Genomic DNA, 26,964 nt, shown 5'->3' on the forward strand with positions numbered 1-26,964 from the left:
TTTACACTACCTAGACAATATCATATTTTTTATTTCAAAATAAAATTAATCCTCAAGGCACATTTGGTAAATTTTTTTCACATCTTCAGGTTTAAGTTCTACAAAACCATTTATTTTGCCGTTTTTGCCACAGGCTTTTTTGCTCATTTTGTCAAAATATTCATCGTCTATATTTATTTTTCTTAAATTTGAATCAAGTCCAAGGGTATCAAAGAAAAATTCTTTTGTTTTTTCTATAGCTTTTTTTGCAACTTCCATTTTGTCAAGATTTTTATCAATATCAAAAACATTTACTCCCAAATCATAGAATTTATGAACAGTTTTTTCACTCAAAACATATTCCATCCATCTTGGTGTCAAAATTGCAAGCCCAAGACCGTGAGTTATGTCATAGAAGGCTGAAAGTTCGTGTTCTATTGGATGAACTGTCCAAGCAGCCTTTGCAGAATTTGCAATAAAATCATTGATTGCCCAAGATGATGCCCACATAAGATTTGCCCTTGCCTCATAATTTTTTGGATCTTTCATGGCAATTGGACCATATTTTATTACAGTTTTCATCAAAGATTCCATAATTCTATCAAGCATAAACATTGAATCATCAACATTAAAATATGATTCAAAAATGTGAGATAAAATATCACTAGATCCACAAGCTGTTTGGAATTTACTTACAGAATATGTGATTTCTGGATTTAAAAATGAAACTTTTGGTCTGGTATCTTCGTGACCTGATGAAAGTTTTTCTTTTGTTTCAGGGTTTGTAATAACCCCACCATTATCCATTTCAGATCCTGTTGCAGCCATGGTAAGAACTGACAAAAGTGGAATTGCAGGGCTCATTGGTTTTCCTTTTGAAATAAATTCCCAAGGATCAAAATCTGCACAAGCACCAGCTGCCATAAATTTTGATGCATCAATTGTAGATCCACCACCAACAGCAAGAATTGCACCGATATTATTTTCCTTTATAATTTTTATACCTTCTCTTACAGAATCAATCCTAGGATTTGGTTCAATTCCAGAAAGTTCAAAAATTTCAACTCCAGAATCTTTAAGCTCTTTTATAACCTTATCATAAACTCCATTTTTCTTGATAGATCCACCACCATAAGTTATAAGCACCTTATCAGAAAATTTCTTAACTTCCTCGCCCACAAAATCAAGAGCATCTTTTCCAAAATGTATTTTTGTTGGAATATTATAAGTAAAATCTAACATAAATCCTCCTTTTTTCTCTAATAAATACTTACCCAAAACTAACCAATATAAATTTAAATTTTATACAAAAAAACTGACTCTAATTTGAGAAAAACTCAAAATAAAGTCAGTTAAAACTTTTAAAATTTACAAATTAAATTTTAATTTTTATTAATTTTTTTCAATTTCTAGCGCCTTGTTTTTCTTTTTGTTGTAATAATAAGCTGCAAGAATCATAAGGATAAGACCGATAATTGTAAATCCTATCCAAGCTCTAATACCTCTTGTAAATGGAAGAGATAATTTTCTATTTTCAATCTCAATAGGTTTTGTGCTATCAATTTCTGCCATATTATTAAATTTATAGCTATGATCTACATATTCATCGCCCTTAGTTCCTATGTGGAATGTTCTGTCTTCTTTTATCTTATCACCTATAACTATATTAGATTTGATATCTAATTCGGATTTTAGATAAAGAGATGTGCTCATTGATAATACTAAAGTCTTATTAGATTTAATATCTCCATCAGTAGTTTGATTTTCTAATTCTTTTACTAAGGAGTAAAGATCAATTGTCTTTGAAGCTTTAAGATTAGTGTTATAATCTTTTGTTAAATCTAAAGTGATTGTCTTCTTAGCAAATTCTTTATCACCATCTACTAGATAAGCTGTTATACTCAAAGGTTTCTTAGCGTTAAACTTATTATCCCAAATTTCAGCCTTGAGTGGTAGATTTGATAATGTTAATGTTGATTTTCCACTTTGATATGTTATTTCTTCGTGATTTGGATTAAATCTCAAAGTCATGTTAGTAGCATATGATTTTTGGAATACATCATTAGCCATGCTAAATCCAGTAGTCTTCTTAACATCCATTGAAGTTAAGTATTTTTCTTCTTGAACCTTGCCATCTTTTACAACAAATTCTTTGACATAGCCTTTTGGTGTTAAATAACCATCTGGTGCTTTTGTTTCTTTAAGAGCATAGTAGCCATTGGATTTTACTTTGAATTTGACTAAACCATCTTTTCCACTTGTAAGTTTATCTAATTTTGTATATCCAGTAGGTGGAGCTTCGTCAGCTTTAAAGGCATATATTGTTCCATCATTATTCTTGTATAATTTTATGCTATCATTTTTATATTGAGCATCTTTGTCTTGCTTATACAATACTTGGAATTCTGCACCTTCAAGAACACTCTTGTCAGCTGCATCAACTTTCTTAAACACAATTTCATGTTCTTTCTCGTTTACCAATTCTATTGGTACTACACCTGGTTCTTCAACATATTTTTCTTGTGTTTGTCCATTTTTATCTTTGTAGTATTCTTTTCTGAAAATATTTCCACTTTCATCTACTTTGAATTCTGCAAGTGGGCCCTCTGGTTTTACATATCCTTCAGGTGCTGTTGTTTCTTTTAATTGATATTCACCTTTTGGAAGTTTTGAATATTCAATCAATCCATCTTCACCAGTTGTAATTGGTTGACCGTAAGCATCTGGCTTTCCTTCATAATTATTTTTGTAAAGTTGGAATATTGCACCTTTTAGCGCTTCATTAGAATTGTTTATCTTCTTGAACTTAATTATATTTGAAGGGTTAACTGCTTGGATAGAAAGTTTAGCATTTCCAGTTGCTTCATTTTTGAATCCATAGACACCATCAAATCTGTCAACAAATAATTTGTCTTCATAATAAACATATCTTTGAAGAACACTTTCTGCTTGGTAAGATGATTTATCTTTACCTGAAACTCTACCTGTTACTTTAACAATGTAAGAGTCTCTAGAAGAAGTACCATTTTCAAATGGAAGCTCTAATAGTTCTCCTTTAGCCATACTTTGTCTTGATACACCATAACCTGATTTCATTATGTTGGAACTATTTTCATTAACTCCAAATGATTCTGGCATATCTTTCTTAACATCAGTATTATCGACTAATTTGTACTTAGTAATTACTACATTTTCTACATCAAGACTTGGAATATAGTAGAAGTAATTAGTACGTGCATTTTCTTTATCCCTATTGATGTAGAAGTAGTGAAGAAATTCTCCTGTTTCTTGATTATACTTAACTATTTTCGAAGTCATATTTAGATAATCATAGCCATTATTATGTTTTTCCATTTTTAGTTCATAAACGACCTTGATGTCTTTATACTGACTTGTATCCTCTCCAATTCCAAAGCCAACTTTTTGACCGCCTAAAGCTGTATCTGATTTTTTTACTTCATATAGATCTATAAAAGCAGTAAGCTTATTTGAAAAATCAATTAAAGTATAAGTGTCAGCATATTTAGTAAATGTGTAGATTATCTTTCCAGCTTCTCTGTCGTAATCGGCCTTAGCTATAGTACCTACTCCATCAGCAACTATATCCAAATTTGATACACTGTTTTCAAAAATTCCGTGTAGGTCTATATTGTCACTTGTTTTCAGTTCAAAATAATCACCAGGATTAATCTTTGTGTTTTCTGCAAGTTTGAACTTATTAGTAAATTCCATACTTTCACCATTGTGAGGATATATTTCCCCATCTTTTGTTGGTGTCTCGTATTTTGGATTTAATACCTTCATTTCAGTGGTTTCAAGAGTAATCTTATCTGATAAATTTTTTCCAGTTCTTGCAATTTCGCCAGAATATGGATCTAGACCTTCACCACCTACTGTAAAGTGCCATACTTGCTTAGTATTGATGTGTCCATCAGGAGATTCAATTTCTTCTAGTTTATAGTTACCTATCTTTAATCCTTCAAATGATAATTTACCATCTTCTCCTACTGTTTTTTCAACAGGTGTTAAACCATCTGTTAGGTTTGTAAGTCTAAACTTAGCACCTGCTGTTAATTCACCTTTGTCATTTGCAGTACCCTTTAAGGCATTTCCTTTTTCATCAACTTTATTTATCGTTACACTACCCTTACCTGGTTTTTCGTTTACGATTTTACCCATGTTCTTGGCAGTAGCACTTGTTACATAGTCTACCAACAATCCATCTTTTTCAGTGGTTGAGTCTTCTTTGATATATTGGTAAACACCATTTGCCTTGTCATATTCTAGAGAAATATATCCATTAGAAGTAGGTGTAATTTGGATTTCACTTATTTTGTAAGTGTCCTTAATAGTTTCCCCTTCTTTATTTTTTATTTCTCCTGGGAATTTGATACTTAATTCTTTCAAAGGAACTTCTATTGTATTATCTTGTGGATTTATTATCTTAGTTGTATCAAGATCCACATTCTTAGCATCTTTGAACTTTATAACTTCATTAGTTACTGGATCGTGGACTTCTAAGTTTTCAAATTTGTAAGGAGTAGTATTGCCTGGGAAATAGAATTCTACTGTATTTACATCAATAGCTTCCCCAGTTCTTGGATCTACGATTTTTTGTGATACCAAGCTTACTGTCTCAACTGAGAAGTATAGAAGTGGTCCATTTATTGGTTTATAACCCTTTGGTGCTTGAACTTCAACTAGCCTATAACGACCTGGTTCAAGTCCCCTAAATCCAAAGTAACCGTTGAAGGCTGATGATACGTAAGAGCCTTCTAATTCTTCGTAAATTCCTTCTCTTACTCTCTTTTCAAGTTTAAATACTGCTCCTTCAAGTCTTTTCTTAGTAATATCTTCTAATTTAGAAGTATCAGTTTCTTTACCGTGTTTAGAGAAAGTTATATTATACCTTTCAGCATCATTTTCTATCTCTAGTCCTTCTTGAGGAACTGTATTTTCTTTATTTGATGAATATAGAGACCTAATATTCATGCTTGTACTTATGGTACTAGATGGAGTAGCTGTTGCTATAGGAGGTACTATTCTACCAGAATTGTAAGGAATTTGTCCTATATATACCTTTTTACTTATATAATTTGCATACTTTTGACCAGCTGGTTTCTTCTTTGCCCAGTTGTTAGCTGTATCTTTATCATACTTAGCTTCTAAATACTGTCTAAGAGATTCTACACCATTTTGATAAGATGCTTTGTCTTTACCATTTTCATCATCTTTAATAGCTTTGTAACCTATTGTATCATTTTCGACATATAATTGTTGGAACTCTCTTGCACCATCGAAGAATTTAATGTCAATGTCAATCTTACCTAAATCTTCATTTGGTATATCATTTGCTGTTAATTTATAAGGATCTTTTAGGACTGGTTTATCAGTTACAGCTCCAGTTTTATCTATGAAGTTGTAATTATTGTTTATCCTTACTTCATTAGTAACATTCCTATCTATAATAGAAGTATCATAAAATCCTTCAATGTCTATATAATATACACCTGGTTCAAGATTTAGTTGGTCTTCGTCAAATCCCCAATCAAATGGTCTCCATCTTGCTGTGTTTACAACAGTTACGTTTGGAGTAGCTACGTCATAGTCATTCAAGATTTTAATCATTTGAGCTTCGTTAGGATCGCCATTTATTCCACTTATCTTATAAGTTGATCTGTAAGCAGTCTTTACACCTTCTTTGATTGTAACTGGTGGAAGTTCGGCTCTATCGATTTCTTCTCTCTTGTGTTTTGGTTTTATTTGAACGTTGACAGTTCCTTGTTTTCCTCTTGTATCAATATATACTCTTTGTATAAATGATCTAGATTCTGTATCAATGTGAGTGATTTTTGTTGCATATTTTACACCATCTTTTTCTTTTATAGAAATGTCATCAGTATTATTTTTTTCTATAAAGCTTTGTGGTGTGTCTTCTGGTCCTATATAGTTTGCAACCAATTTACCATCTTTTTCAACAACTTGGACTTTCCAAGGAGCGTTTGGCTTTCTATAACCTAATGGTGCAGCTGTTTCTTCTATTAGATAGTATCCAACTGGTAATCTAAGTGGGTTGCCATCTTTGTCCTTAAATTCTACAAGTCCATCAGCGTTTGATTTGCCTTTTACAGTTCCAAAAACTGTATCTGGATTTTGGAAATTTTCATCTGTTTTCTTGATTGTGAACAAAGCACCTTCAAGCCTATTACCACTATTTGAAGCTTTCTTGTAAATCTTTAAATCAAGACCTGTTTGCTTGTTAGTAATTTGAGCAAAACCATCAGAAGGAATTTCAATTTCGCCTTCACTAGGTCCTTCTTCTTTTTGCTTGAATGTTGCAGAAACTGTAGCGTTTGATGCTGGCATTTTGAATTTATATTTACCATCAGTATCAGCTGTCAAAGTTTGCCCATTCATTGTTACACTTTCGATTTCATATCCTTTATTTGGTTTAACAGTCAAGTTGATTTGTGTACCAGCTGTTGCAGAAGTTGGTTCAGCAGTAATTGTTCCACCTTCTTGTGGGTTTTGAACTATTACATTATAAGTTTCTGGCTCTTTTTCTTTCCAAATAGCTTTTATTGTTACATTAGCATTGATTTGTATAACATCGCCTGGTTGTTTTTCTTGTCCACTTACATTCCACGCTTTAAATTCTTTTCCAGTTGGTGCATTAAATCCATTAGCTGGCAATATATAGTTAGAACCAACATTTACTTTTTCATCTGCCATTGTGCCAGAACCTTCTCCTGGGCTAAATGAAACAGTTGCTTGTTCTGGAGCTTTGTTTCTCCATTGAGCTTGAATTGTTAAATCACTTGTTACAGTAATTCTATCTCCAGGATTTTTCTTTTCTCCATTTACTAGCCAACCATCGAATTCTTTTCCATCTGGTGCTATAAATGATGATCCTGGTAAGTCATATTGGCTACCCTCTTCAACTGTTACTGGATCCATGTGCCATTTTCCACCATTTCCATCAAATGTTATTGTGTGGTTAACAGTTGTTTTTACTACTGGAACACCAGCTTCGTTAGCATAGGATTTTTCTAACCAGCATTTGTTTTTCCATGTTCCTCTAGTATTAAAGTTATAATTTGAACCTAAACCTATTGGATAGTTTTCATTATAATTTGTTTCAACTTCTATTAAGATAGTTCCTTGGTATCTAGTGTTAATATCTGTAGTTTGAATCTTCTTGGTACCTTCTGCTGTAAATCTAACATTATTACTTATATCAGTTTTTCCAGCTATAGCATCTATATCCGAACTTTGATTTATATTAGCTAGACTTGTACCATCAGGTACTTGGAAAACTCTTGTCGTAACTTCGCTTGGACTTATATTATATTTATCATAAGCTCTATGGAATTTGATATTACGGTTTTTATTGGCATAACCTTCTTTATAGATGAATACTTGTTTATATCTATTATTAACCTTATCTATTTCAATGATTCTTGTCTCAATTAATTGACCAAATTCAGAATCAGAGACATCTTGACGCATTTCTGGTTGAGGTTGACTTGCATTGTCAACTACTTCAAATCCATTTCCAGCTCTTAATGGATTTAGTGTATCTACTAAATTTCCACTGATTTCAAGGTCGGTGTTTGCTCCTGCCATTTGTAATCTTCTCATTAGATTATTTCTGGCTGTATTTGCATTTGAGGAGACTGTTACACTTGGATTTTCTGGATTCGCAGTTTGACTATTATCTTTTATATATACTTTTCCATCACTTGCTACTCTTACTGTCCAAGTTGTATTAGGGTTTTCGTAACCTGGTGCTGGTTTTTCTTCTTCTAGTTTATATTTTCCTGGTTTTAAACCATTGAAAGAAATCATACCGTCTTTTCCAGTAGTCATAAATCTTTCGTCTTTTAATGGCTCTGGACCTGTTAGTTTGAAGACTGCTCCTGGAATTACTGTGGTTTTATCTTCTTTTAATTTTTTAAGCTTAAATCCATAAGTTTTGATGTCGTTTGTTACATCAAGTGAGTCTTCTCCTACATAAGAACCTAAGATTGTGCCCGTTGTTCCTGTTGTTGGACCTGTTGTCTTGATGGTGGATACTCTTTCATAGAAATCTGCTTTCCAATAAATTTGATTTCCATTAATCCAGTCCAAACCTGTTCCTACTCCGCCATTTTCATCTTTGTATGGAACTTTGATGTCGATTACTATTGGCTTATCTGTAGCTGGAATCCCTAATTTTAATCTATTAGGTTCGCCAACTCTGCCAGCTTCTGGTGTTTTTGTTACACTAGCTGAAATGTCTTCTGCTTTGTAGTTTGCAAGTCTTATATCAGAGATAAGTCCTTTGACTGGTTTGTCTAGCTTGAATATTTTGATGTCATTATTTTTATCAAAATTATTTTCATTAAACCAATCCATATTAGGATCATTTAGTGCTTGTCTGTGGATAGATGCAATTGTTTTATCTGCAATATTTCTTGCTTCTGGATTTATTACATATCTTTGGATAACGTAATTATCTTTTTTATTTATACCAACAATTCTTGTACCTAAGAATTGAGCGTTTTGGTTGTTGCCTGCCCAACCTGTCCATCTGTTGTCATAATTTGACCAGCCTGCTGTGTTTCTGTTTTTAACGTCAACCCATTCCACGCCTTCTTCTCCTAGGATTGATTGAACTTGTTGTCCACCTTCTGCGTTTTCAGAATAGTTGTAGATTTTTGTCTTGCCATTTTCTACTCTTAGAACCCATTTTTTGTTAAGTTTGTTGTAGCCTGTTGGTGCTTCAACTTCTTCAAGGACATAGTTTTTGTTTTCTTGTGGATCTCCATTAAATTCTACAATACCATTTTGATCTGATGTTGCTTCAAGTAAGAAATTTGGATCTTGTGGATCTGTAATTTTGAATTTTGCTCCAGGAAGTGGTCTGCCATCTCCGTCTTTTTTGTATACTCTAAAATTTTGTCCAACTGGCTTATTGGAAACTTGGATATTAATATTATTACCAGTATATAGCTGACCAGCACCTGTAATAGAGGTTTCTCTAATTCTAACGCTACCGTCATTTAAGATTGTAACTTGCCATTTTTTATTAGTAAGCCTGTAGCCTTCTGGCGCTCTGGTTTCTTCTAATGAGTACCTACCTGGTGCAATATTTTCAAAGTTTACAACTCCGTTTGCATCTGATGTTCTATAGATTACTTTTCCATTTTCATCTTTTAATGCGAAGGTTGCGTTTGGAAGTTTCTTTCCTTGATTTGCTTCGTCGTATTTTGTAAGTTTAAAAGATCCTGGAGTGTATTTGTTGTTTATTAAACCAATTACTTCTTTATAATATTTTGGTATTTCTCCGCCAGATTGATCTCCTATGGCTGTGTTGACATTAGCTTTAGATGCAAAGGCTGATGTAAGATTACCATCATTCATTAAGAAAGCTCTCCATTTTTTGTTGAACTGTTCGATGTCTGTAATCTTAAATGTTTGTTCTACTACATAACCACCCTTATCTTTTGGTTTTGGTGTTTGTATTGTTAATGGAGCCTTAGCATTTAATTTATCACTAGTTGTGATTTGATTTGGATCATATTTTATTGTTATGTCGTTTTCTCTTCTATTTAATCCTTGAGCTGGATTTATAGATTGATGAGCTAGTAAGTGGTAGATATTAGGTTCTTGTTCTGGTCTTATACCCATTGATAAAGGCATATACCTATTTAAAGGAATATCTCCTAATCTATATGTTCCATAATCTGTTCCATATACTTTTACATCATTAAGTTCATATAGAGGTTTATAACCCTTACCAGACCATTCAGCTATACGATTTGATTGAAAATCAGTTGTAATCCAGTTATATTTGACTGTTTTTGCACTATAATCAAGTCCAAGTGGGTTTAGATATGTTAGAACTGTTACATACCATTTGCCATCTTCTTTTTGATATACATCTCTAAAGTAATATGATTGGTTAGAGTCGCCTGTCTTTGAGTGGTGGCGTCCATAGTCAGCGTTTATTGTTTTGTTTAATACTGGGTTTCCACCAACATTTGCAACTCCAGGAGCTACCTTTATTGTAAATGGATATTGTCCTGTTTCTTTAGCATAGTATTTATCTGGAATTATACCTCTGAGGTTAATAGAAGCTGTAGCTGTACCTCCCTTTGAGTTTTCATTAAATACATATGTCAATAAGTTAGTATTGTAATCGAAATAAGGATCAGCAACTTCTACACCGTCTATTACTACCTTAGGAAATTCACTAAAGTATTGAGTAAAGTCGAAGTTTCTATCAAATTGAATTTCAAATCTTGTACCTGGTGCTGAATTATCTAGAGTAACATCAGCGTGGTATTTTAATGATTCATAGGAATAAGCTTCCCATACTCCTGTTTTTACACCAATATCTCCTGGTTCGTTTTCTAGATATTCAAGTCTTTGACTAACATTTGTAACAGTAGCCTTGTTTGTAGTTTCAGTTTCTTCGCCTTTTTCTATATAGTAATCACGTCCTGTTTCTGGTGTTCCATTTCCATCTTCAAACCTTGCATTGTATTTTACTTGGCCTTGTTCGTCAACTACAACTTCAAAATATACGCCATTTTTTTGGTGTCCATCTGGAGCTTGAGCTTCTTCTAGTCTATATGTTCCTGGTGGATATTTTCCGAAATCAGCTGTACCTTTATCGTCAGTAAATTTGTTGGCAAGTGTCCTTCCAGTGCTGTCTTTTAAAACAAATTCTGCACCTTGAAGTCTGTTTCTTTTACCTTCGTTATCAAATGTATCTCCAAATTTTGTAATAGTAATTGGACTTTTTGTGAATTCTTCGTTTGTTACTATTAATTGGTTAGGTTCATCTGCTCCAGTGTTTTTGCTTAATGCTACCTTTTGAGTAAGGTTTGTTTGGTTTGCTGTATCATCATTTGTCAACCAATCATAGTCTAAACTTACAGATTGTTTAGCTCCTATATTAGCTTTTACTTTTACCAAGAATCCCCAGTCATTTGCAAATCTTTCTTGTGGGAAGTAGATTTGGTAGCCAGTTTTTCCTGTGTAAGGATCTTGTTTATTTGGAGTTCCTGTAATCTTGTGATTGTTCGCAGTATTTATTACGTTATTTCCAAGCAAAGGAATATATCCATCAGCATTTTGTTCTTCCATGCTGTATTTAACGTTATTTCTAAAGCCTGGAGATACGTCATATGCTGTTACATCTGTAATATTTACACCTGGAATAGAAATATTAAGTCTTGTATTTCTATTAGTTCCGCCACCACCATTATTGCTTTCTGGTTTTAGATAAAGGTAGAATTCCAAATCGCCATTGTCAGAAATTTTTCCATAATGCATAGCATTCATATAGTCTGGCCAGTTAGGATAACCGTCGTGTTGAACAAGTTTTGTCTGATTTTTTCCTCCACCTAGTTGGATATTGTTACCATCAACGCTTATATCTCCATCTTTTGATATATTGATAGTTTTTTGTGATTGGTCTAGTTTATATCCTGCCGGAGCTTTTTCTTCTACTAAAGTGTATCTTCCAGGAATAACATTATTAAAAGTTGCCTTTCCTTGGGAGTCAGTAATTATTGATGGTTGGTTGTCGCCTAGTAATTTAAATTTTGCTCCTTCAAGTTTTTTACTTGGATCATTGCTATCAACTTTTACTACTGTAAAGGTCACAGGATTTGGTTTTGTTATATCAATAGCAGAGTTTTGGATATATTGACTCTTTGTATCGATTTGGTAGTAGTTTGCATTTTCGTTGTATTTGTAAGTTTTTCCACCTACTTCAACATTTTCTTTGTCGAATTCTTGTTCGATTTTATTTTCTCTTTTAGAAGCTTCGTGAGTTGTTCCATCAATATCCCAATATCTTGCGTTTGGAATTGTGGCAAATCTTGTGGTTTGTCCAGCAGTTCCTGCGTCTACATGAACTTCGCCTAGAGTATTATCGTTTTTATCTTTTGCGATAAATTTTTGTCCCGGCATAGTCATGCCATCCACTGGGAAGTTCCATACTTGGTCGATGTATAAATCTCTAAATTTAGAAATTCTTACACCTGATATATTGTAGTTACTTGGTTTATTTGAATTAGTTAGTTGTGTGTCTAATTTATAAACTGCAATGTTTCCTACTGCTTGTGTGCCAGCAGGGTCAGTTTCTTTTGTTGGAATAGAATCAATGTCTTTTTCATTTGCTTTTACAACCATGTTACCATTTTCGTCTAATCCATAAACAGCACTTTTACCACTTTTTACACTTTGATCGCCGTCAAGTGTTCTGTTTGCTAGTGGCATTCCACCATTTTCTTCATCTCCTGATGAGATGGCATCTGTGATTGTCCACTGAGCTTTATCATTTGCCAAAAACTTACCTTGAATTGTAGTTCTGTTATTTATTCCAACTCTTGTAGGGGTTGCTTCTTCTATTTTTTCTTTTGGATAGCCTTGGTCAAGTACAAATCTTACAGCACCAGCTTTTCCTTTTTGTTTTAGGAAAACCGATATGTCTATCATATATTTTTCTTGTTTGTTAGTAACTTTTGTGTAGAAACTGTAAGAAGCCTCTTGGGTATTATCTGTTACTTTGTGGTGCTTTGAATCAACTATTCCCAAAGCTTTTTCAAGTTGGTCAGTAGCATCAACTTTTTTGCCATTTAATAATACATTTTCAATTTCTCCAAGTCCTGATCCTTCTACTGTTGTAAAGTTTGCCACAAAGCCAAGAGCACTTAAAGATTGGTCTGCGTGAACTTTCATATTCCAATTTATTCCAACCATTTCTCCATTTTCTACAACTGGTTCTCCCGTTATATCAATTGGGACTTGATAATTTCCATGTTCATCGTCAATGATTTTGATTACATCATCTCTGTCTGGTTCTATGATAGATCCTGCTGGGTTTCCATTTTTGTCGATTTTTTGTGGGACAAGATTTTTTGGAGATTTTACTCCAAGGCCTGAAACTTTATTTGTTACTGTAAAAGTTCCCTCTTCGCCAATTGTTATCTTGTCTGTATTGTAGTCAACTTCGATGCTTAATGGTTCTTGGATATTATCATTAATATCTTTTATAATTTTATATTTTATAGAATTTGTTTTTTCTTCGTATTCTGGCTCAGCTATAATTTGTCCGTTATGCTTAACTGGTTTTAAGGTTGATGGATCATTTACTTTTAGTTTTTCATCTAAATGAATTATAAAGAATTGACCTGCTTCTATTGGACCTTGTCTATTTGATGTATCAAAACGGGTATTTATTGTGAACTTTTTATCGGCTAAGGCATTTGCGTTTGCTTTCGCTAGCTTTGGTTTTGCTGGTTCGTCTTGACCTAAAAATAACATTCTAAGTTTTGGCAACAAGCCTTTTTTCTCTGTAGTATTCTTTTCTTTTTTATCTTCACTTTTTTCTTGTGTTTGAGTTTTTTGTGAAGATTTTTCTTTTTGTTCTTCTTTTTTTGGTTCTTTTGTAGAATCTTTATTATCTTTATTTTCTGTGTTCTCTTTTGTATTTTCCTTTGATTCTACTTGGACTTCTGTATTGCTTTCCTTGTTTTCTTTTGTATCTTCTTTGTTTTTTTGTTCTTTTTTATCTTGTGAAAGATTTTCTTTATTAGAAGAAGATTTTTCATCTTGTACTTTTTCTTCTTGGCTTTGGCTTGGAGCATTTTCTTGCTCTTTTTCATCCTTAGCCTTTTGTTGTTCGGTTTGTTTTTCTTCTTTGTAAGCTTTTAATTTATTGTAATCTTCTTCTAAGGAGTTTGTATTATATAATTTTATTTTATCTTCACGAATTAGGGCAAAAAGATCCCCTTGGTTTTTGATTTTTAAATTTCCCTTTTCGTCTTTTTCGTATAATTCAAAATCAGGATCTAGGCTTGTGTATTTGATAAATTCTAAGTTAAATAATAATTTATCTTCATCAAATAATTTTTGAATTCCTTTTTCATTAAAATCAAAATCATCCATTATTTTTAAATCTATGTAGGAATAATTTTGACCGTAAATATTCTTATTTTCGTCTTCTTCAAGCTTTTCTAATTGGTCTTTTGTTACAATTTTATAGCCTTCATCTTCTTTTATGATTTCCAAATCAAGGTCAAGACCTTGGGAATTTAGCATATCTTTTACTCGCCAATATTCCTTGCTTGCCTTTTCGTTTGTATCAAAATATCCATCTTCATACAATTTTAGGTCATTTCTTTTTATAAGCCTAAATTGCGAAGTTGTATCGGGCATAGAAATTGCTATAGAAAATTTATTTTCGTCCTTTTTCTTTTTGCTTTTGTCATAAATTTCCTGTGATTTTAGGATTGAAAAATATACATCGGTATCATCTTTCATCTCCTCTAATCCCTTTATAGAATTTGGTTTTTCTTCTTCAGCTTTTGATGTGGTTGAAAAAGCTGGCAACATCACTTGTAAAACCATAAAAACAGCCATAACAAATGACATCATTTTTCTTAAAATCTTTTTCATAATAACTCCTTTTTGAAAATTCGATTTTTATTTATAATTAATATTTTTTCTTCTTTAATTAGCTTTGAAATCTAATTTTTTCAGTATAATCAATTAAAGAAATTAGTTATAATTTTTTTAAATTAAAAGTTGAAATTTCCTAATTTTTACACACTTCTAATTATAATTAATTATATAACTTTATAGTTTTTTAGTCAATCTTTTTTAGATATATTATTTAAATAAATGATTAATATAAATTTAAAATTTTGATGATTTTATTTTTTATGAAAAATTATTTTAAAAAATTTTTCAAACAAAAAAATCCTCTTAATTTTTTCAAATCAAGAGAATTTTTCAAAATTTATTTATTAAATTTTTCCAAAACCCACATATAAGATTCTTCTGTAATTTTATTCCAATAATCCCAATCGTGGTCGAATTCTTTGCCGTCTTTTTTGAATTGTGTATTTATTTCAGATTTTTCTAAGTCTTTGTTGAATTTTTCTACATCTTCAATGTTTATTTTTGAATCGCCTTCGCTTGCTCTAATATAAAAATTAATATCTTTTGTATTTTCATTTATAAAATTTGAAGGAAATTTTTCTTTATAAATTTCATCAGACCACATTTGCTTTCCATCTGAAAACGCCATATAATTTCTCCTAATAAGGCTATCTTCATCAAGTTTATCCCAAAGTGTTGGAGAAATCAAAAGAGCTTTTGAAAACAAATCTGGATTTCTTAGCGAAAGACTTGCTGCCCCGTAGCCACCTACAGAAAATCCTCCGATTGCTCTTTTTGTTTTGTTTGCATCTGTTTTATATTTTCCATCAATTTCTTTTATAAGTTCCTCTTTTATAGCTGATTCCATTTTTTTATCATAGTCGCTATCAACGAAAAATGAAGAAAATCCATCAGCAAAGACAACAATCATTTTGTTTTCTTTATCTTTCATAATTTTATCTAGCATATCTTTTGTATTTGATTTTTCAAGAATTGAAGAAGAATTTCCGCCAAAACCGTGGAGCATATATAAAACTGGATATTTTTCATCGCTTTTTTCATCATAACCATTTGGCAAATAAACTTTGTATTTCCAATTTTGTTTTAAAATTTCAGAATTTATTGACCCATCAACAACTTTTCCTTGGTCTTTTTTGTCAACATCAGATTTTTTATTTTTTCTTCGTTTGATTTATTTGAATTCTTATTAGAATATGCAATTGTAGGATCTGATGAAGGATTTTCTTTACTATTTTCATTTTTACATCCCCCAAAAATCAATCCCAAAGAAAGAATTCCTACTATTATTTTCACTTTATTTTTCATCATTAATCTCCTCAAAATAATATTGGTTTTATTATACAATATGGAAAAAAATTCTTCAATCCACAAATTTTTTCACAAATAAATGCCATATTTTTACAAGTTTAATTTAATTTGAATAAATATTTAACTTTTTAATTTATAATTTCAAAAATAAAATCTCATTATGATATAATATTTTGCCTATTAATTAATAGGCGAAAAGAGGTGATTTGATTGATCACATCCGTAATGGAAAATTTTATTTTTCCCTTGTTGGTTGGTTTGATTTTATTTTTTGTAAAAAAATATTATTCCAAAAACAAGTAAATAAAAAGACAGTAGTTGCGACCTACTGTCTTTTTTTTGTGGTGATTCCACATTTCTCACATCCGTATTCCTTGAAATTAATCAAGGGTTTTTTGACAAGAGTTTTCTTCTCTTATCTAAATTATATCACAAAGGACTTGTTTTTCAAGGTTGATGATTTTCATTTATTTATTATGATATAATATTTTTGCCTATTACTTAATAGGTGAAAGGCGGTGATAAGTTTGTTCGCCATAATATTGGAAAATTTTATTTTCCCCTTGTTGGTTGGTTTGATTTTATTTTTTGTAAAAAAATATTATTCCAAAAACAAGTGAAAGAAAAAGACAGTAGTTCGCACCTACTGTCTTTTTTTGGCGGTTGCCATGTTTGTTCACCATAATACCTTGAATAAATCAAGGATTTGTAAGAGTTTTTCTCTTAATTAGATTATATCACAAAAGCCTATTTTTTCAAGATTTTAAAATATATTTGATTGAGAATAGGGACTTTTTTGACTACAAATCTTGCAATCTCAAAACTTATATAATTTCCCAAGTAAGATTATATTATAATTATATTAATAAAAAGTAGGTATATAGAATTATTATATAACTAATTATCTTATAATAAGAAATTTTAAAATCAATGAATCGAATCAAATTTCTTACCGCTTCTTACCATTTATTGAAATCTCAACATTATATAACAATAAAAAAGTAAAAAATACAATAATTTTTTTAATTTCAAAACTTTTTCTTAACTTTTCTTACCACTTATTTAATTGTAGATTTCTCTTTTTAATTATTTTATATCATAAATGTCAATATCGTTTTGCTCTTCATATTCATAAGAACGTCCAATCCCTTTCATATAAACATCTCTATTTTCTGTATCTTCTGTCAGAGCATTTTTAATTAAACGCTTTAATTCTAAAGAATTTACAGGGGATCTTTCCATAGCCTGTAAATAAGGCATTTTATCTATTTTTTGCCAATCTACACACTTTTTAAGATTTTTTTTAAGTATTAAATCTAACCAAATCCTTGTCACTCTGCCATTTCCATCTCTAAACGGATGCGCAACATTCATTTCCACATATTTCTCAACAATTTCGTCAAATTCATTTTCTGGCATTTTCTCTATTGTTTTTAGATTGTCTTCCAAAAATAACAAAGGAGCAAATCTAAAATTGCCTTTTGCCAAATTAACGCTTCTTATTTTTCCAGCAAAGCTAAACACGTCTTGGAAAATATATTTGTGTATTTGCTGCAAACCTTTAAAAGTCCCTACTTCAAATTCATTTATAATACCTTTATCCCAAAGCTCTACAGCTCTTTTTTTACTTAAATATTCTTCTTTTTTTCTCCCCATTTTCCCTACTTTTCTGTATAGTACCCTATCATCAAAATACCAATAACTAATTTTCTCCCTCAAAATTAGCAAATGCTACTAAATGTTTCAAAATATCTATAGGTTTAATTCTTGCACTTTTTCTATCAAAAAATTGTTTTCTCCTTGTAAGCAATAACACTCAGCAGTATTAATATTTTTTATTTTCATATTTACCACATATAATTGAGATCCTAATATTTTAAATTTATTATAATTACTATACGCTTATTAAAATTATTTTTCCTTTGAATTTAAAATATTTACCTGACAAGATTTCATTGCTTCAATGGCTATTTTGTGATTTTTTTCGTTTGTTGCCTTGCACAAATCTTCTATTACTGTTACTTCTGTATTTAATAGGGCGTTTTTTATGAGTATGGCATTTGAAAGTACACAAATATCTGTGCAAATTCCTACCATATAGATATTTTCAATTTTTTCTTTTTCATTTAATTTCTTTAAATATTCTACAAGCTCATAAGATCCAAATGATGGTTTGTCAATTATTTTGTGATTTTTTGTATCAATTTTTATTTGCCAACCTTTTGAATTTTTTATGCAATGTTTTACTGGCAAATGACTTCCTTCTAGGCTTTCTAAATAATTTTCATCGTGTGTATCTCTTGTAAAAATTACTTCTCCATCAAAATTTTCTACTAAATTTTCTATAGGTTTTACAATCTTATCATTGTCTTTGTTTCCTAGCGCTCCATCTACAAAATCATTTTGCAAATCAATTACTAATAATACGTCCATATTTTCTCCTTTTTGGTATTTTTATTAGTATATAACTTATATTTTTTTAAATCAACTTAGAAAAGTCCAAAAAATAAACCTAGGTTTTATCCTAAGTTTATCTTTCTTTATATAATTTTTCTATTCCCAATAAGTCTTTTATTTTTTCTACTGAAACTTGATCTAGTGATTTTTCTTTCCAATTTGCACTTTCTTTGTCTATTATTAATGACCTTATTCCTTCTTTCATTGTTCCAGTTTTTCTTGCGTATTTTAAAATTTTTAGGTCAAGGTCAAAAACTTGGTCTTTAGTTAGGTTTTTGCAAATAAAATATTTTTCAAATTGTAAAAAAAGCATAAAAAGATTTCTTTCTTTTAAATTTTCCAATGTTTTTTTGGCAAAATCATCATCTTTATTTTCTTCTAAACTTTTTAAAATTTCTTCTATGCTTGAATGGGAAAAGTATTTTTCTATTTTTTCTTTATTTCTTGAAATTTTTGAATTACTATCTTGGGCCTTATATTTTTGTGTTTGTTTTTTTAATTCTTCTATTAATTTTTCTCCATCATATTTTTTTGATAGGGAAAATAAAATATTTAAAACTTTATCGTAATTTTTTGATTTTATATAAATATCTGCCAAATCATATTTTATTAAATCTGATGATGATAAACTTTCGCCACAAAGACCTAGATATTGTCCAAGGGCTTGAGGGAGTTTTGAAATATGTTTGCAAACCCCAACGTCTGGCACAAAACCTAATCTTGTTTCTGGCATCGCCCAATTTACGTTTTCGTCTGCAATTATAAAATCTGAATTTACGGTAAGTCCTATTCCTCCACCCATAACTATGCCAAAATAGTGGCTTATAATTGGTTTTTTGTAATCTTTTACGTACCTATCCAAAACAAATTCTTCTTCATAAAATTCGTCTTTGTTTTGGCACTTATCATTTAAAAGGTAATCGTAATAAATTGCTTTTAAATCTCCGCCTGCACAAAATCCTTTTTGGCAAATTGAATCAAATAAAATTACCTTTATTTTCTTGTTATCTTCCCATTTTTTCAAAATCTTTTCTATATCTTTTACCATTTCCATATTCAAGGAATTGATTATTTCTGGTCTGTCGAGGTAAATAATACCTACATTTTCTATAATTTTTTCTCTTATCATTTTAATCTCCTATATTTAGGATATTTTTAAAATGAAAAATGTCAAGAAATTTATACGTTAAATATTTTACAAATTATTCAGTCCCTAAGGCTTTTAATGTGTCCCCGTGAAGTTTTTCTTTTATATTTTTATCTTCTTTTACAAAATATGAATATAAAATATCAACCATAATAGAAATTGGAAATTGTGGACTTATTGCATTTCCATAGTTTAAATGTTGTAATGATGGAACAAGGATTACTTCATCGCAATAATCTTTATACAAATCTCTAACTTGTGAAGTTATAAGAACTGTTTTTGCATTTTTGTTGTGTGCTTGTGACAAAAAAAGCAAAACTTCGCTTGTATTTCCACTAATGCTAAGTCCAAAAATTAGAGAATCTTCATCGTGAAAAGCTCCTCTCATTTTCATTTGATCAGAATCTGTTATGGAATCTATATTTACTCCAATTCTCATAAATCTAAGTTCCATTTCGTTTGCTGCAAGTCCTGATGAGCCTTTTCCGCAAGCTACAACTCTGTGAGCCTTGCTTATATATTTTATTACTTTTTTAATTTGATTTTCATCGATTAGGCTGTAGGTTTTGTTCAATAATTCTTGGTAAGTATTTAAAACTTGGCTTACATTTCCATTTATATCTTCATTTTTTTCTACAAAATCTTCTCCATATTGGTAAACAAATTCTCTGTATCCCCTAAATCCACATTTTTGTGCAAATCTTGAAAGGGAGGCTTGAGATACAAATAATTTTTCTGCTATGGTTTTGCTAGAAAAATCTTCTCTTTTGTTATTGTGAATGAAAAAATCTGCTATATTTTTTTCAACTTCTGTAAAATTTTCGTAATTTGATTCTATTATTTCTACAACGGATTTATTATAATAGTCCAAAATATTCTCCTATTTTTCTTCTTCCAAATCTCTAAAATTATAATAAGCTCCCAAGATTCCTGCTTGGTTTTGGTGTTTGGCAAATTTTAAGGTCATATTGTCGAAAAACCTTTTTTCCAAATATAGGGAAATTTTTTCTTCAATTCTTTTTTTCAAATATTTTTCTTGTGCCATAATTCCACCGCCTAGTACGACTGTATCAGGATTTAACATATAAGATAAATTTGCAATTCCAAGTCCCAAAACATCACACATTTCATCAATTGCTTTTATGCAAATTTCATCGCCTTTTTTTGCATTTTCAAAAACTTTTTTTCCATCCCAAGATGATATATCTTCATTTTTTTCTTTAGCAACTTTTTCAACCAAAGTTTTTGCCGAACCTAGATTTTCAAATTTATCATTTCTAATATTAATATATCCAACTTCAAAAGCCGAACCATTTGCCCCGTGGATTATTTTTCCATCAATTATTCCACATCCTCCAATTCCTGTTCCAATTGTAAGAGTAAGACAAACTGAGCTGTCCTTTGATGCTCCAGACTTGTATTCTGCATATCCTGCACAATTCACATCATTTTCAACCTGACAAGAAAGATCAAATTTTTCTTTGATTGCCTTTTTAAAATTTATTCCTATATAATTAGGAATTAAGTCTGATGCGTGATAAATTGAGCCGTTTTTTGTATCAACTACGCCTGCTGTTGAAATACAAACTCCCATTATTTGGTCATTTTGATTTTTCTTTACAAAATTTTCTACGATTTTTATAACTTCATTTAGGATATGGTCTCCGCCTTTTTGGGCATTTGTTTCGATTTCATAATTTTCTAAAATATTTGCCTTATCATCAATTAGTCCATATTTTATAGCTGTTCCGCCAATATCTATGCTTATATATTTTTTCATAATATCTCCTTTTAAAAAATAAGAGGCAAATGCTCATCACACTGCCTCTATTATATCCTATATTTTGATTTTAAAAATTGCTTTTTTAATTTTTTGCGGATTTTTAACTTTTATGGCTGTCATATGACCATCATTAGGATAACAAATTAGAAAATCTCCCTCAGTTAAAATTACTGATGAATTTTTTTCGCCTTCCATTGCTTGATAATCATCTTCTTTTTTATAAGAACCCAAGTCCATATTATCGATAAAATTCAAATCAATTTGTTCACTTCCATCAAGCATAAGATGAAGATCGAGATAATCTTTGTGAGCTTCCCAAAATCTATTTTCAGAATTAGTTGTTTCATATTCTACGATATTTACAAAAAGTTCTTCGCCTTTTATAGGATGAGTCCCTTTTTCCATTTTTTTCATATCGTTATTTTTATAAAAATCAAAACATTCCTTAATTTTTTCACTTAAATATGAAAATTCATCTAAATTTTTTATATTTCCAAATATCATTTCAAACTCCAAATCTTAATTATAAATTGTTGTATTTTTTGGTAGTGTAATTTCTTTTCCCTTTACTTTATTGTAAATTGCTGATGCAACAAGTCCTACTACCAAAGATACTACTATTGATATAATTGAATATGACCAGAAAGAAATTTTTGCTGGATCTACGAAATATTTTACATAAATCATAACTCCACTTGCTGCAATAAAGGCTAGTGTTGCTCCAAATTTATTTGCAGTTTTTGTAAATGCTCCAAGGATAAATGTTCCTACAAGTATTCCCAAAACAAGTCCCATAAATCCATTAAACCATTCGTAAGCTGATTTTATATCTCCATTTGCCAAAATCATTGAAACGATTATTGCAAAAATTCCTACTATTAATGAAACTCTTTGACCGATTTTTGTTTGTTTTTCAAAACTCAAATCTTTATTTAAGCTTGCTTGAATATCCAAAGCCCAGCTTGATGCAACTGAATTTAATCCTGTTGAAAGTGTTGATTGGCTTGCCGCATAAATTGCTGCAAGTAAAATTCCTGTAAATCCTACTGGTAGCTCAAAAGCAATCCAAGATGCAAAAATTTGATCTTGTTGAGCTGCTGGTGGCAATGGATTTGCTTGAACTTTATAAAATACGAAAAGTCCTGTTCCTATAAGATAGAATACTGTCGCAATAAAAATTGATAGACAACCATTTGTTATCATCATTTTGTTTAATTTTTTTGTATCAGTTGTTGTTGTAAATCTTTGTACAATATCTTGACTTGAAACATAAGAGCCAATTGTGTTTAAACCTGCTCCAAATATTAGTAAAAATATTGAATCCTTAAATATATTTGCATCAAATATTGGTTCGTTTACTGCTAAAAATTTGTGATTTGTGAAAAGTTCGTTTGCAACTGCCCCAAATCCGCCGTTAATATTTGCCATTAGGTAAAATAGTCCAAAAGTTACTCCAAGAAGTAAAACTGATCCTTGGATAAAGTCTGTCCACAAAACTGATTTTAGTCCACCAGTATATGAGTAAATTATTGCTATAACTCCCATGATTATAATCAAAATATTTACATTTATTCCCATAAGTTTTGATAAAACCATACATGGAAGATACATTATAATTGACATACGACCAACTTGGTAAATTATAAACATAATAGCACCAAGAATTCTTAAACCTTTACTATCAAATCTTAATTCAAGATAGTGATAAGCTGTGTCTATATCAAGTTTACTATAAATTGGCAAGAAAAATTTTATAGTAAAAGGAATTGCTACAAGCATTCCAAGTTGTGCAAACCACATAATCCAAGTTCCTGCGTATGAATTTCCTGCAAGAGAAAGAAAGGAAATCGGACTTAAAAGTGTTGCGAAAATAGAAACTGATGTTACCCACCAAGGCACTGTTCCATCGCCTTTAAAATATTCTTTGCCCTTCATTTCTTTTTTAGAAAAATGAAGACCTGCAAACAATACTGCTGCCAAATATACAATTAATATTGCTAAATCAATTTTTGTAAATCCCTGCATTTTATTTCTCCTTAGCCTAAATATTTATTTTTTGCATCATTTATCATTTTAGCTGCTTCATTTACAACTTCCATATCAGAATCAACCAAGTTTTCAAGAGGTTTTCTAACTCCGCCTATATCTAGATCTTCATTAATTCTTAATATTTCTTTAATTACTGCATACATATTTCCACGAGCTGAGCACATTTTATAAATTATAGAATCTACAGCATATTGAATTTCTCTTGCCTTTTCTAAATCTTTATTTTTTAGACACTCATCCATTTTCAAAATTAATTCTGGCATTACACCATATGTTCCACCGATTGCTCCTTCAGCCCCAATAAGTCTTCCAGAAATAAATTGTTCATCTGGACCGTTGAAAATTATGTAATCATCTCCAGCAGCTTGTTTGAACATTTGAATATCTTGAACTGGCATTGAAGAATTTTTAACACCAATTACATTAGGATTTTTTCTCATTTCAGCAAATAATGAACCTGTCAAAGCAACTCCAGCAAGTTGTGGAATATTGTAGATTACAAAATCAGTATTTGGTGCAGCAGAAGAAATATCATTCCAGTATGACGCAATAGAATATTCTGGAAGTCTAAAATAAATTGGAGGAATAGCTGCAATAGCATCAACACCCAAACTTTCTGCGTGAGCTGCAAGCTCCATAGAATCTTTTGTATTGTTGCAAGCCACGTGAGCTATAACAGTAAGCTTACCTTTAGCCTCTTTCATTACATTTTCAAGAACAATTTTTTTATCCTCAACACTTTGGTAAATACATTCTCCAGAAGAACCATTTACATAAACACCCTTCACACCTTTTTTAATGTGATATTTTGTAAGCTCTCTTACTTTTTCTGGACTAATTTCTCCATTTTCATCATAGCAAGCATAAAATGCTGGAATAACTCCCTTATATTTGTCTAAATTTCTCATAATTTTTCCCTTCCTTTATATTTTTATTTTTTATTTTTCTAATTCATTAATTTTTTCAGCAAAATTTTTAGTTATAACTTGTGGTCTTGTAATAATTGAACCAACAACTACGCTGTAAGCACCAAGCTCAAGAACTCTCTTAGCTTTTTCAGGTGTATTAATATTTCCCTCAGCAATAACTTTGTTATTTACATTTTTTAAAATATCTCTAAGAATTTTGAAATCATTTTCTTCGATTTTATCATTTTTAGATTGGGCAGTATATCCAACCAAAGTTGTTCCAATAAAATCAAACCCAAGTTTGTCAGCATTTATAGCCTCATCAACAGTAGAACAATCAGCCATAAATAATTGATTAGGATATTTTTCCTTAACTTCCTTAAAAAATTCATCAATCCCAATTCCACCAGGTCTTAAATCTTTTGTAGCATCCATAGCAATTATTTCTGCCTTAGATGAAATCAAATCATCAACTTCTTTCATAGTTGGTGTAATATAAACTTTAGAATTTTCATAATCTTTTTTTACAATACCAATAACTGGCAAATCAACTTCATTTTTTATTTCTTTAATATCTTCGCACGTATTAGCTCTGATACCCTTTGCTCCACCTTGCTTAGCAGCTTTTGCCATCTTTCCCATTATAAATGATGAATGTAAAGGCTCATCTGGCAAGGCTTGACATGACACTATTAATTTCCCTTTAATAGAACTTATTTCCTCTATATCAACCATATCTACCTCCTTGATGGTTACAGTATATTACATCGTAAATATAATTTCAATATTTTAATTTATTTTGAAATAACTTTCACAAAATAAATCCACAAAATTCGTTTTCCCGTTTTCCAATATATGATTTTTGAATTTTACGAAATTAATTTCAGAAAAAATAATATTTTTAAAATCATTTGCTAAAAGCTGATTAAAAATTTACTCTGGTTTAAAATATTTTTTAGAAAAAAAATAAAAATTTAATATGATTTTACAAACTAATTTTTCGCAATAAAAAAACGAGATAAAATAATTATCTCGTCAGATTGTTGACAAACTAAAAAATTACTCATTTCGACCAGATAAACAACCGTTGATTTCGGTTGTTTATCCCAATTTATCGTGTGCAACGAGCGGAGAAATCTCATGGGAGCTCTCCATGCGTTCGTTTCACTCACACTAAAACACGTTTGTTTTACAAACTTTTTCGTGTTATCACACTAGTTTTATGGATGATTGTGCCAAAAGGATTAGCCTTATAAGGACAGAGAAAATAATAAAAACTTGGAAAGGAGGTAATTCTCATGTCAAATACGAAAAGAACAGGACAAACAGCCCTTTACGAGCGTTTAAGTCGAGATGATGAAATGCAAGGAGAAAGCAATTCCATCACCAATCAAAAGCAGCTGCTTGAAAGCTATGCGAAAAGAAACGGCTTTGTAAATATCTATCACTATACCGATGATACGGAGCAACAAGACTTAGAAAAGCAAATACAGTATTTTGAAAATGAAATAGAAAGCTATCATCAGAGAAAAATTGATACCGATAAATTCCTAAAAATGATAGAGAAATATATAGATATTGAGGAACTGACAGTACAAATGATAAATGAGTATATAGAAAAAGTTGTAGTCCATGAAGCCACAGGGGGAAGAAAAGGCAAAGACAGAAAACAACAAGTTGATGTGTATTTTAACTTTATAGGTAACTGTCAAGTACCACAGAAAGAGGAGATAGAAGAACTGGCTTAAAAATGTTATAATATATAACAAATTCAGTGAGATATATTAGTTAGGAGGACGAAACTATGTCAAATATATATGAGAATGTTCCTAAATTTGAAAGTGAAAAATTTTCACTTCGATTTGTAGATAAAGCTGATGTAGATGATTTACTTGAAGTTTATAGTGACAAAAATTCATTGCCATTTTTTAATAGTGATAATTGTGATGGTGATAATTTTTACTATCCAACAAAAGATAAGATGAAACAGGCTATTGATTTTTGGCTAAAATCATATCAGACAAAATGGTTCGTTCGTTGGGTTATCATTGATAAGATTTCATTAAAAGCGATTGGAACTATTGAACTGTTTAATAGAACATCAGAAGATAAGTTTAATGGAATGGGCGTACTTAGACTGGATTTGAAAAGCGAATATGAAAAAGAAGAAGTTATTAAAGAAATTTTAGAGCTTATAGTTTCGCCAACCTATGAACTATTTGATTGCGAAGAAGTTATCACTAAAGTTCCTAATTATGCCATTGAAAGAATGTCAGCTGCATCTGGAATTGGTTTTACAAAATCGGATAATTTTTTAGTAGGAACGCATGATGGATATTCATATAAAGATTATTGGACAATTCATAAATAAAAAATAGTAGATTAGCAAAAAATATAGTTAAAATTCAAGGAAACAGTAAATCAAATGGTTTACTGTTTTTTCTTTGCCCCAAAACAGAAAGAGAGGTAAGCAGAAAATGAAAAATATAGATGAAAAAATTTTAATGGCGGAAGAAGGAATTAAGCAGTTACAAAACAAAAGAAAAAAGCTCATCAGTCAGCAGAAACAGGAAGAACGAAAGAAAAGAGATATACGGCTTTATGAAAAAGGAGGAGTGTTTGAAAGTATCTTTATTGAAAGCAAGGATTTCACCAAAGATGAATTTTATCAGCTAATCACATTCCAAAATATCAAAGAAATAATCAATCAAAAAATCTTAAAAATCATAGAAAAGCGAAAAGAAAATCAAAATCAAAACACAGAAAACCAAGAGGAAGAAACGGACATAGAGGAATAATCCCTTGTTTACAAGGGCGCACTTATACACCCTAAAGGGTGTGTGCGTTCTCCAAAGGCTCTTAGCAGAGAG

Annotated in this window: 16 protein-coding genes; 3 read left to right on the forward strand and 13 right to left on the reverse strand. The window is 30.7% G+C overall.

Annotated features, from left to right (window positions below; genetic code table 11):
- Positions 1–45 precede the first annotated feature (45 nt).
- The 13 genes from HGAG_RS07710 to HGAG_RS07775 all read right to left on the reverse strand — a co-directional run bounded on the left by HGAG_RS07710 (position 46) and on the right by HGAG_RS07775 (position 24,829).
- Positions 46–1,221, reverse strand: a complete 1,176-nt coding sequence (locus HGAG_RS07710) for an iron-containing alcohol dehydrogenase (RefSeq protein ID WP_019118596.1) — start codon at positions 1,219–1,221, stop codon at positions 46–48.
- Positions 1,222–1,371: 150 nt separating this feature from the next.
- Complete coding sequence (locus HGAG_RS07715; protein WP_019118597.1) at positions 1,372–14,436, reverse strand: SpaA isopeptide-forming pilin-related protein; 13,065 nt, start codon at positions 14,434–14,436, stop codon at positions 1,372–1,374.
- A 343-nt stretch (positions 14,437–14,779) separates the two neighbouring features.
- Entirely contained in the window at positions 14,780–15,499 is a 720-nt protein-coding gene (locus HGAG_RS07720; RefSeq protein ID WP_019118598.1) for an alpha/beta hydrolase, read from the reverse strand.
- Positions 15,500–15,540: 41 nt separating this feature from the next.
- Positions 15,541–15,747, reverse strand: coding sequence for a hypothetical protein (locus tag HGAG_RS12150; RefSeq protein WP_019118599.1), 207 nt, complete (start codon positions 15,745–15,747; stop codon positions 15,541–15,543).
- 1,089 nt (positions 15,748–16,836) lie between these two features.
- Positions 16,837–17,406, reverse strand: coding sequence for a protein adenylyltransferase Fic (gene fic, locus HGAG_RS07730; protein ID WP_019118600.1), 570 nt, complete (start codon positions 17,404–17,406; stop codon positions 16,837–16,839).
- Between the two features lie 255 nt (positions 17,407–17,661).
- On the reverse strand, positions 17,662–18,183 hold the full coding sequence (locus HGAG_RS07740; protein ID WP_019118602.1) for a cysteine hydrolase family protein: 522 nt from the start codon (positions 18,181–18,183) through the stop codon (positions 17,662–17,664).
- A 97-nt stretch (positions 18,184–18,280) separates the two neighbouring features.
- Positions 18,281–19,336, reverse strand: a complete 1,056-nt coding sequence (locus HGAG_RS07745; protein ID WP_019118603.1) for an enoyl-CoA hydratase/isomerase family protein — start codon at positions 19,334–19,336, stop codon at positions 18,281–18,283.
- A 73-nt stretch (positions 19,337–19,409) separates the two neighbouring features.
- Positions 19,410–20,225: a MurR/RpiR family transcriptional regulator gene (locus tag HGAG_RS07750; protein ID WP_019118604.1), complete on the reverse strand. Its 816-nt coding sequence runs from the start codon at positions 20,223–20,225 to the stop codon at positions 19,410–19,412.
- 9 nt (positions 20,226–20,234) lie between these two features.
- Positions 20,235–21,134 carry an ROK family protein gene (locus HGAG_RS07755; RefSeq protein WP_019118605.1) on the reverse strand — a complete coding sequence of 300 codons (900 nt, stop codon included), beginning with the start codon at positions 21,132–21,134 and terminating at the stop codon, positions 20,235–20,237.
- Positions 21,135–21,191: 57 nt separating this feature from the next.
- Positions 21,192–21,641, reverse strand: a complete 450-nt coding sequence (locus tag HGAG_RS07760; protein WP_019118606.1) for a NanQ anomerase/TabA/YiaL family protein — start codon at positions 21,639–21,641, stop codon at positions 21,192–21,194.
- 15 nt (positions 21,642–21,656) lie between these two features.
- Positions 21,657–23,162, reverse strand: a complete 1,506-nt coding sequence (locus HGAG_RS07765) for a sodium:solute symporter family protein (RefSeq protein ID WP_019118607.1) — start codon at positions 23,160–23,162, stop codon at positions 21,657–21,659.
- Positions 23,163–23,173: 11 nt separating this feature from the next.
- A complete protein-coding gene (locus HGAG_RS07770) occupies positions 23,174–24,094 on the reverse strand; it encodes a dihydrodipicolinate synthase family protein (RefSeq protein WP_019118608.1) in 921 nt (306 codons plus the stop codon).
- A 30-nt stretch (positions 24,095–24,124) separates the two neighbouring features.
- A complete protein-coding gene (locus HGAG_RS07775) occupies positions 24,125–24,829 on the reverse strand; it encodes an N-acetylmannosamine-6-phosphate 2-epimerase (protein ID WP_019118609.1) in 705 nt (234 codons plus the stop codon).
- 563 nt (positions 24,830–25,392) lie between these two features.
- On the opposite strand from HGAG_RS07775, the gene HGAG_RS12155 reads away from it, so the two are divergent.
- From HGAG_RS12155 to HGAG_RS07795, 3 genes are all read left to right on the forward strand, one after another.
- Positions 25,393–25,842 (forward strand): DUF4368 domain-containing protein, encoded by a 450-nt coding sequence (locus HGAG_RS12155; protein ID WP_019118611.1) that lies wholly within the window; start codon positions 25,393–25,395, stop codon positions 25,840–25,842.
- A gap of 56 nt (positions 25,843–25,898) precedes the next feature.
- Positions 25,899–26,465 (forward strand): GNAT family N-acetyltransferase, encoded by a 567-nt coding sequence (locus HGAG_RS07790; protein WP_019118612.1) that lies wholly within the window; start codon positions 25,899–25,901, stop codon positions 26,463–26,465.
- 106 nt (positions 26,466–26,571) lie between these two features.
- Positions 26,572–26,892, forward strand: coding sequence for a DUF3847 domain-containing protein (locus tag HGAG_RS07795; protein ID WP_019118613.1), 321 nt, complete (start codon positions 26,572–26,574; stop codon positions 26,890–26,892).
- Positions 26,893–26,964 lie beyond the last annotated feature (72 nt).

This window comes from Anaerococcus obesiensis ph10 (assembly GCF_000311745.1).
GTDB lineage: Bacteria > Bacillota > Clostridia > Tissierellales > Peptoniphilaceae > Anaerococcus > Anaerococcus vaginalis.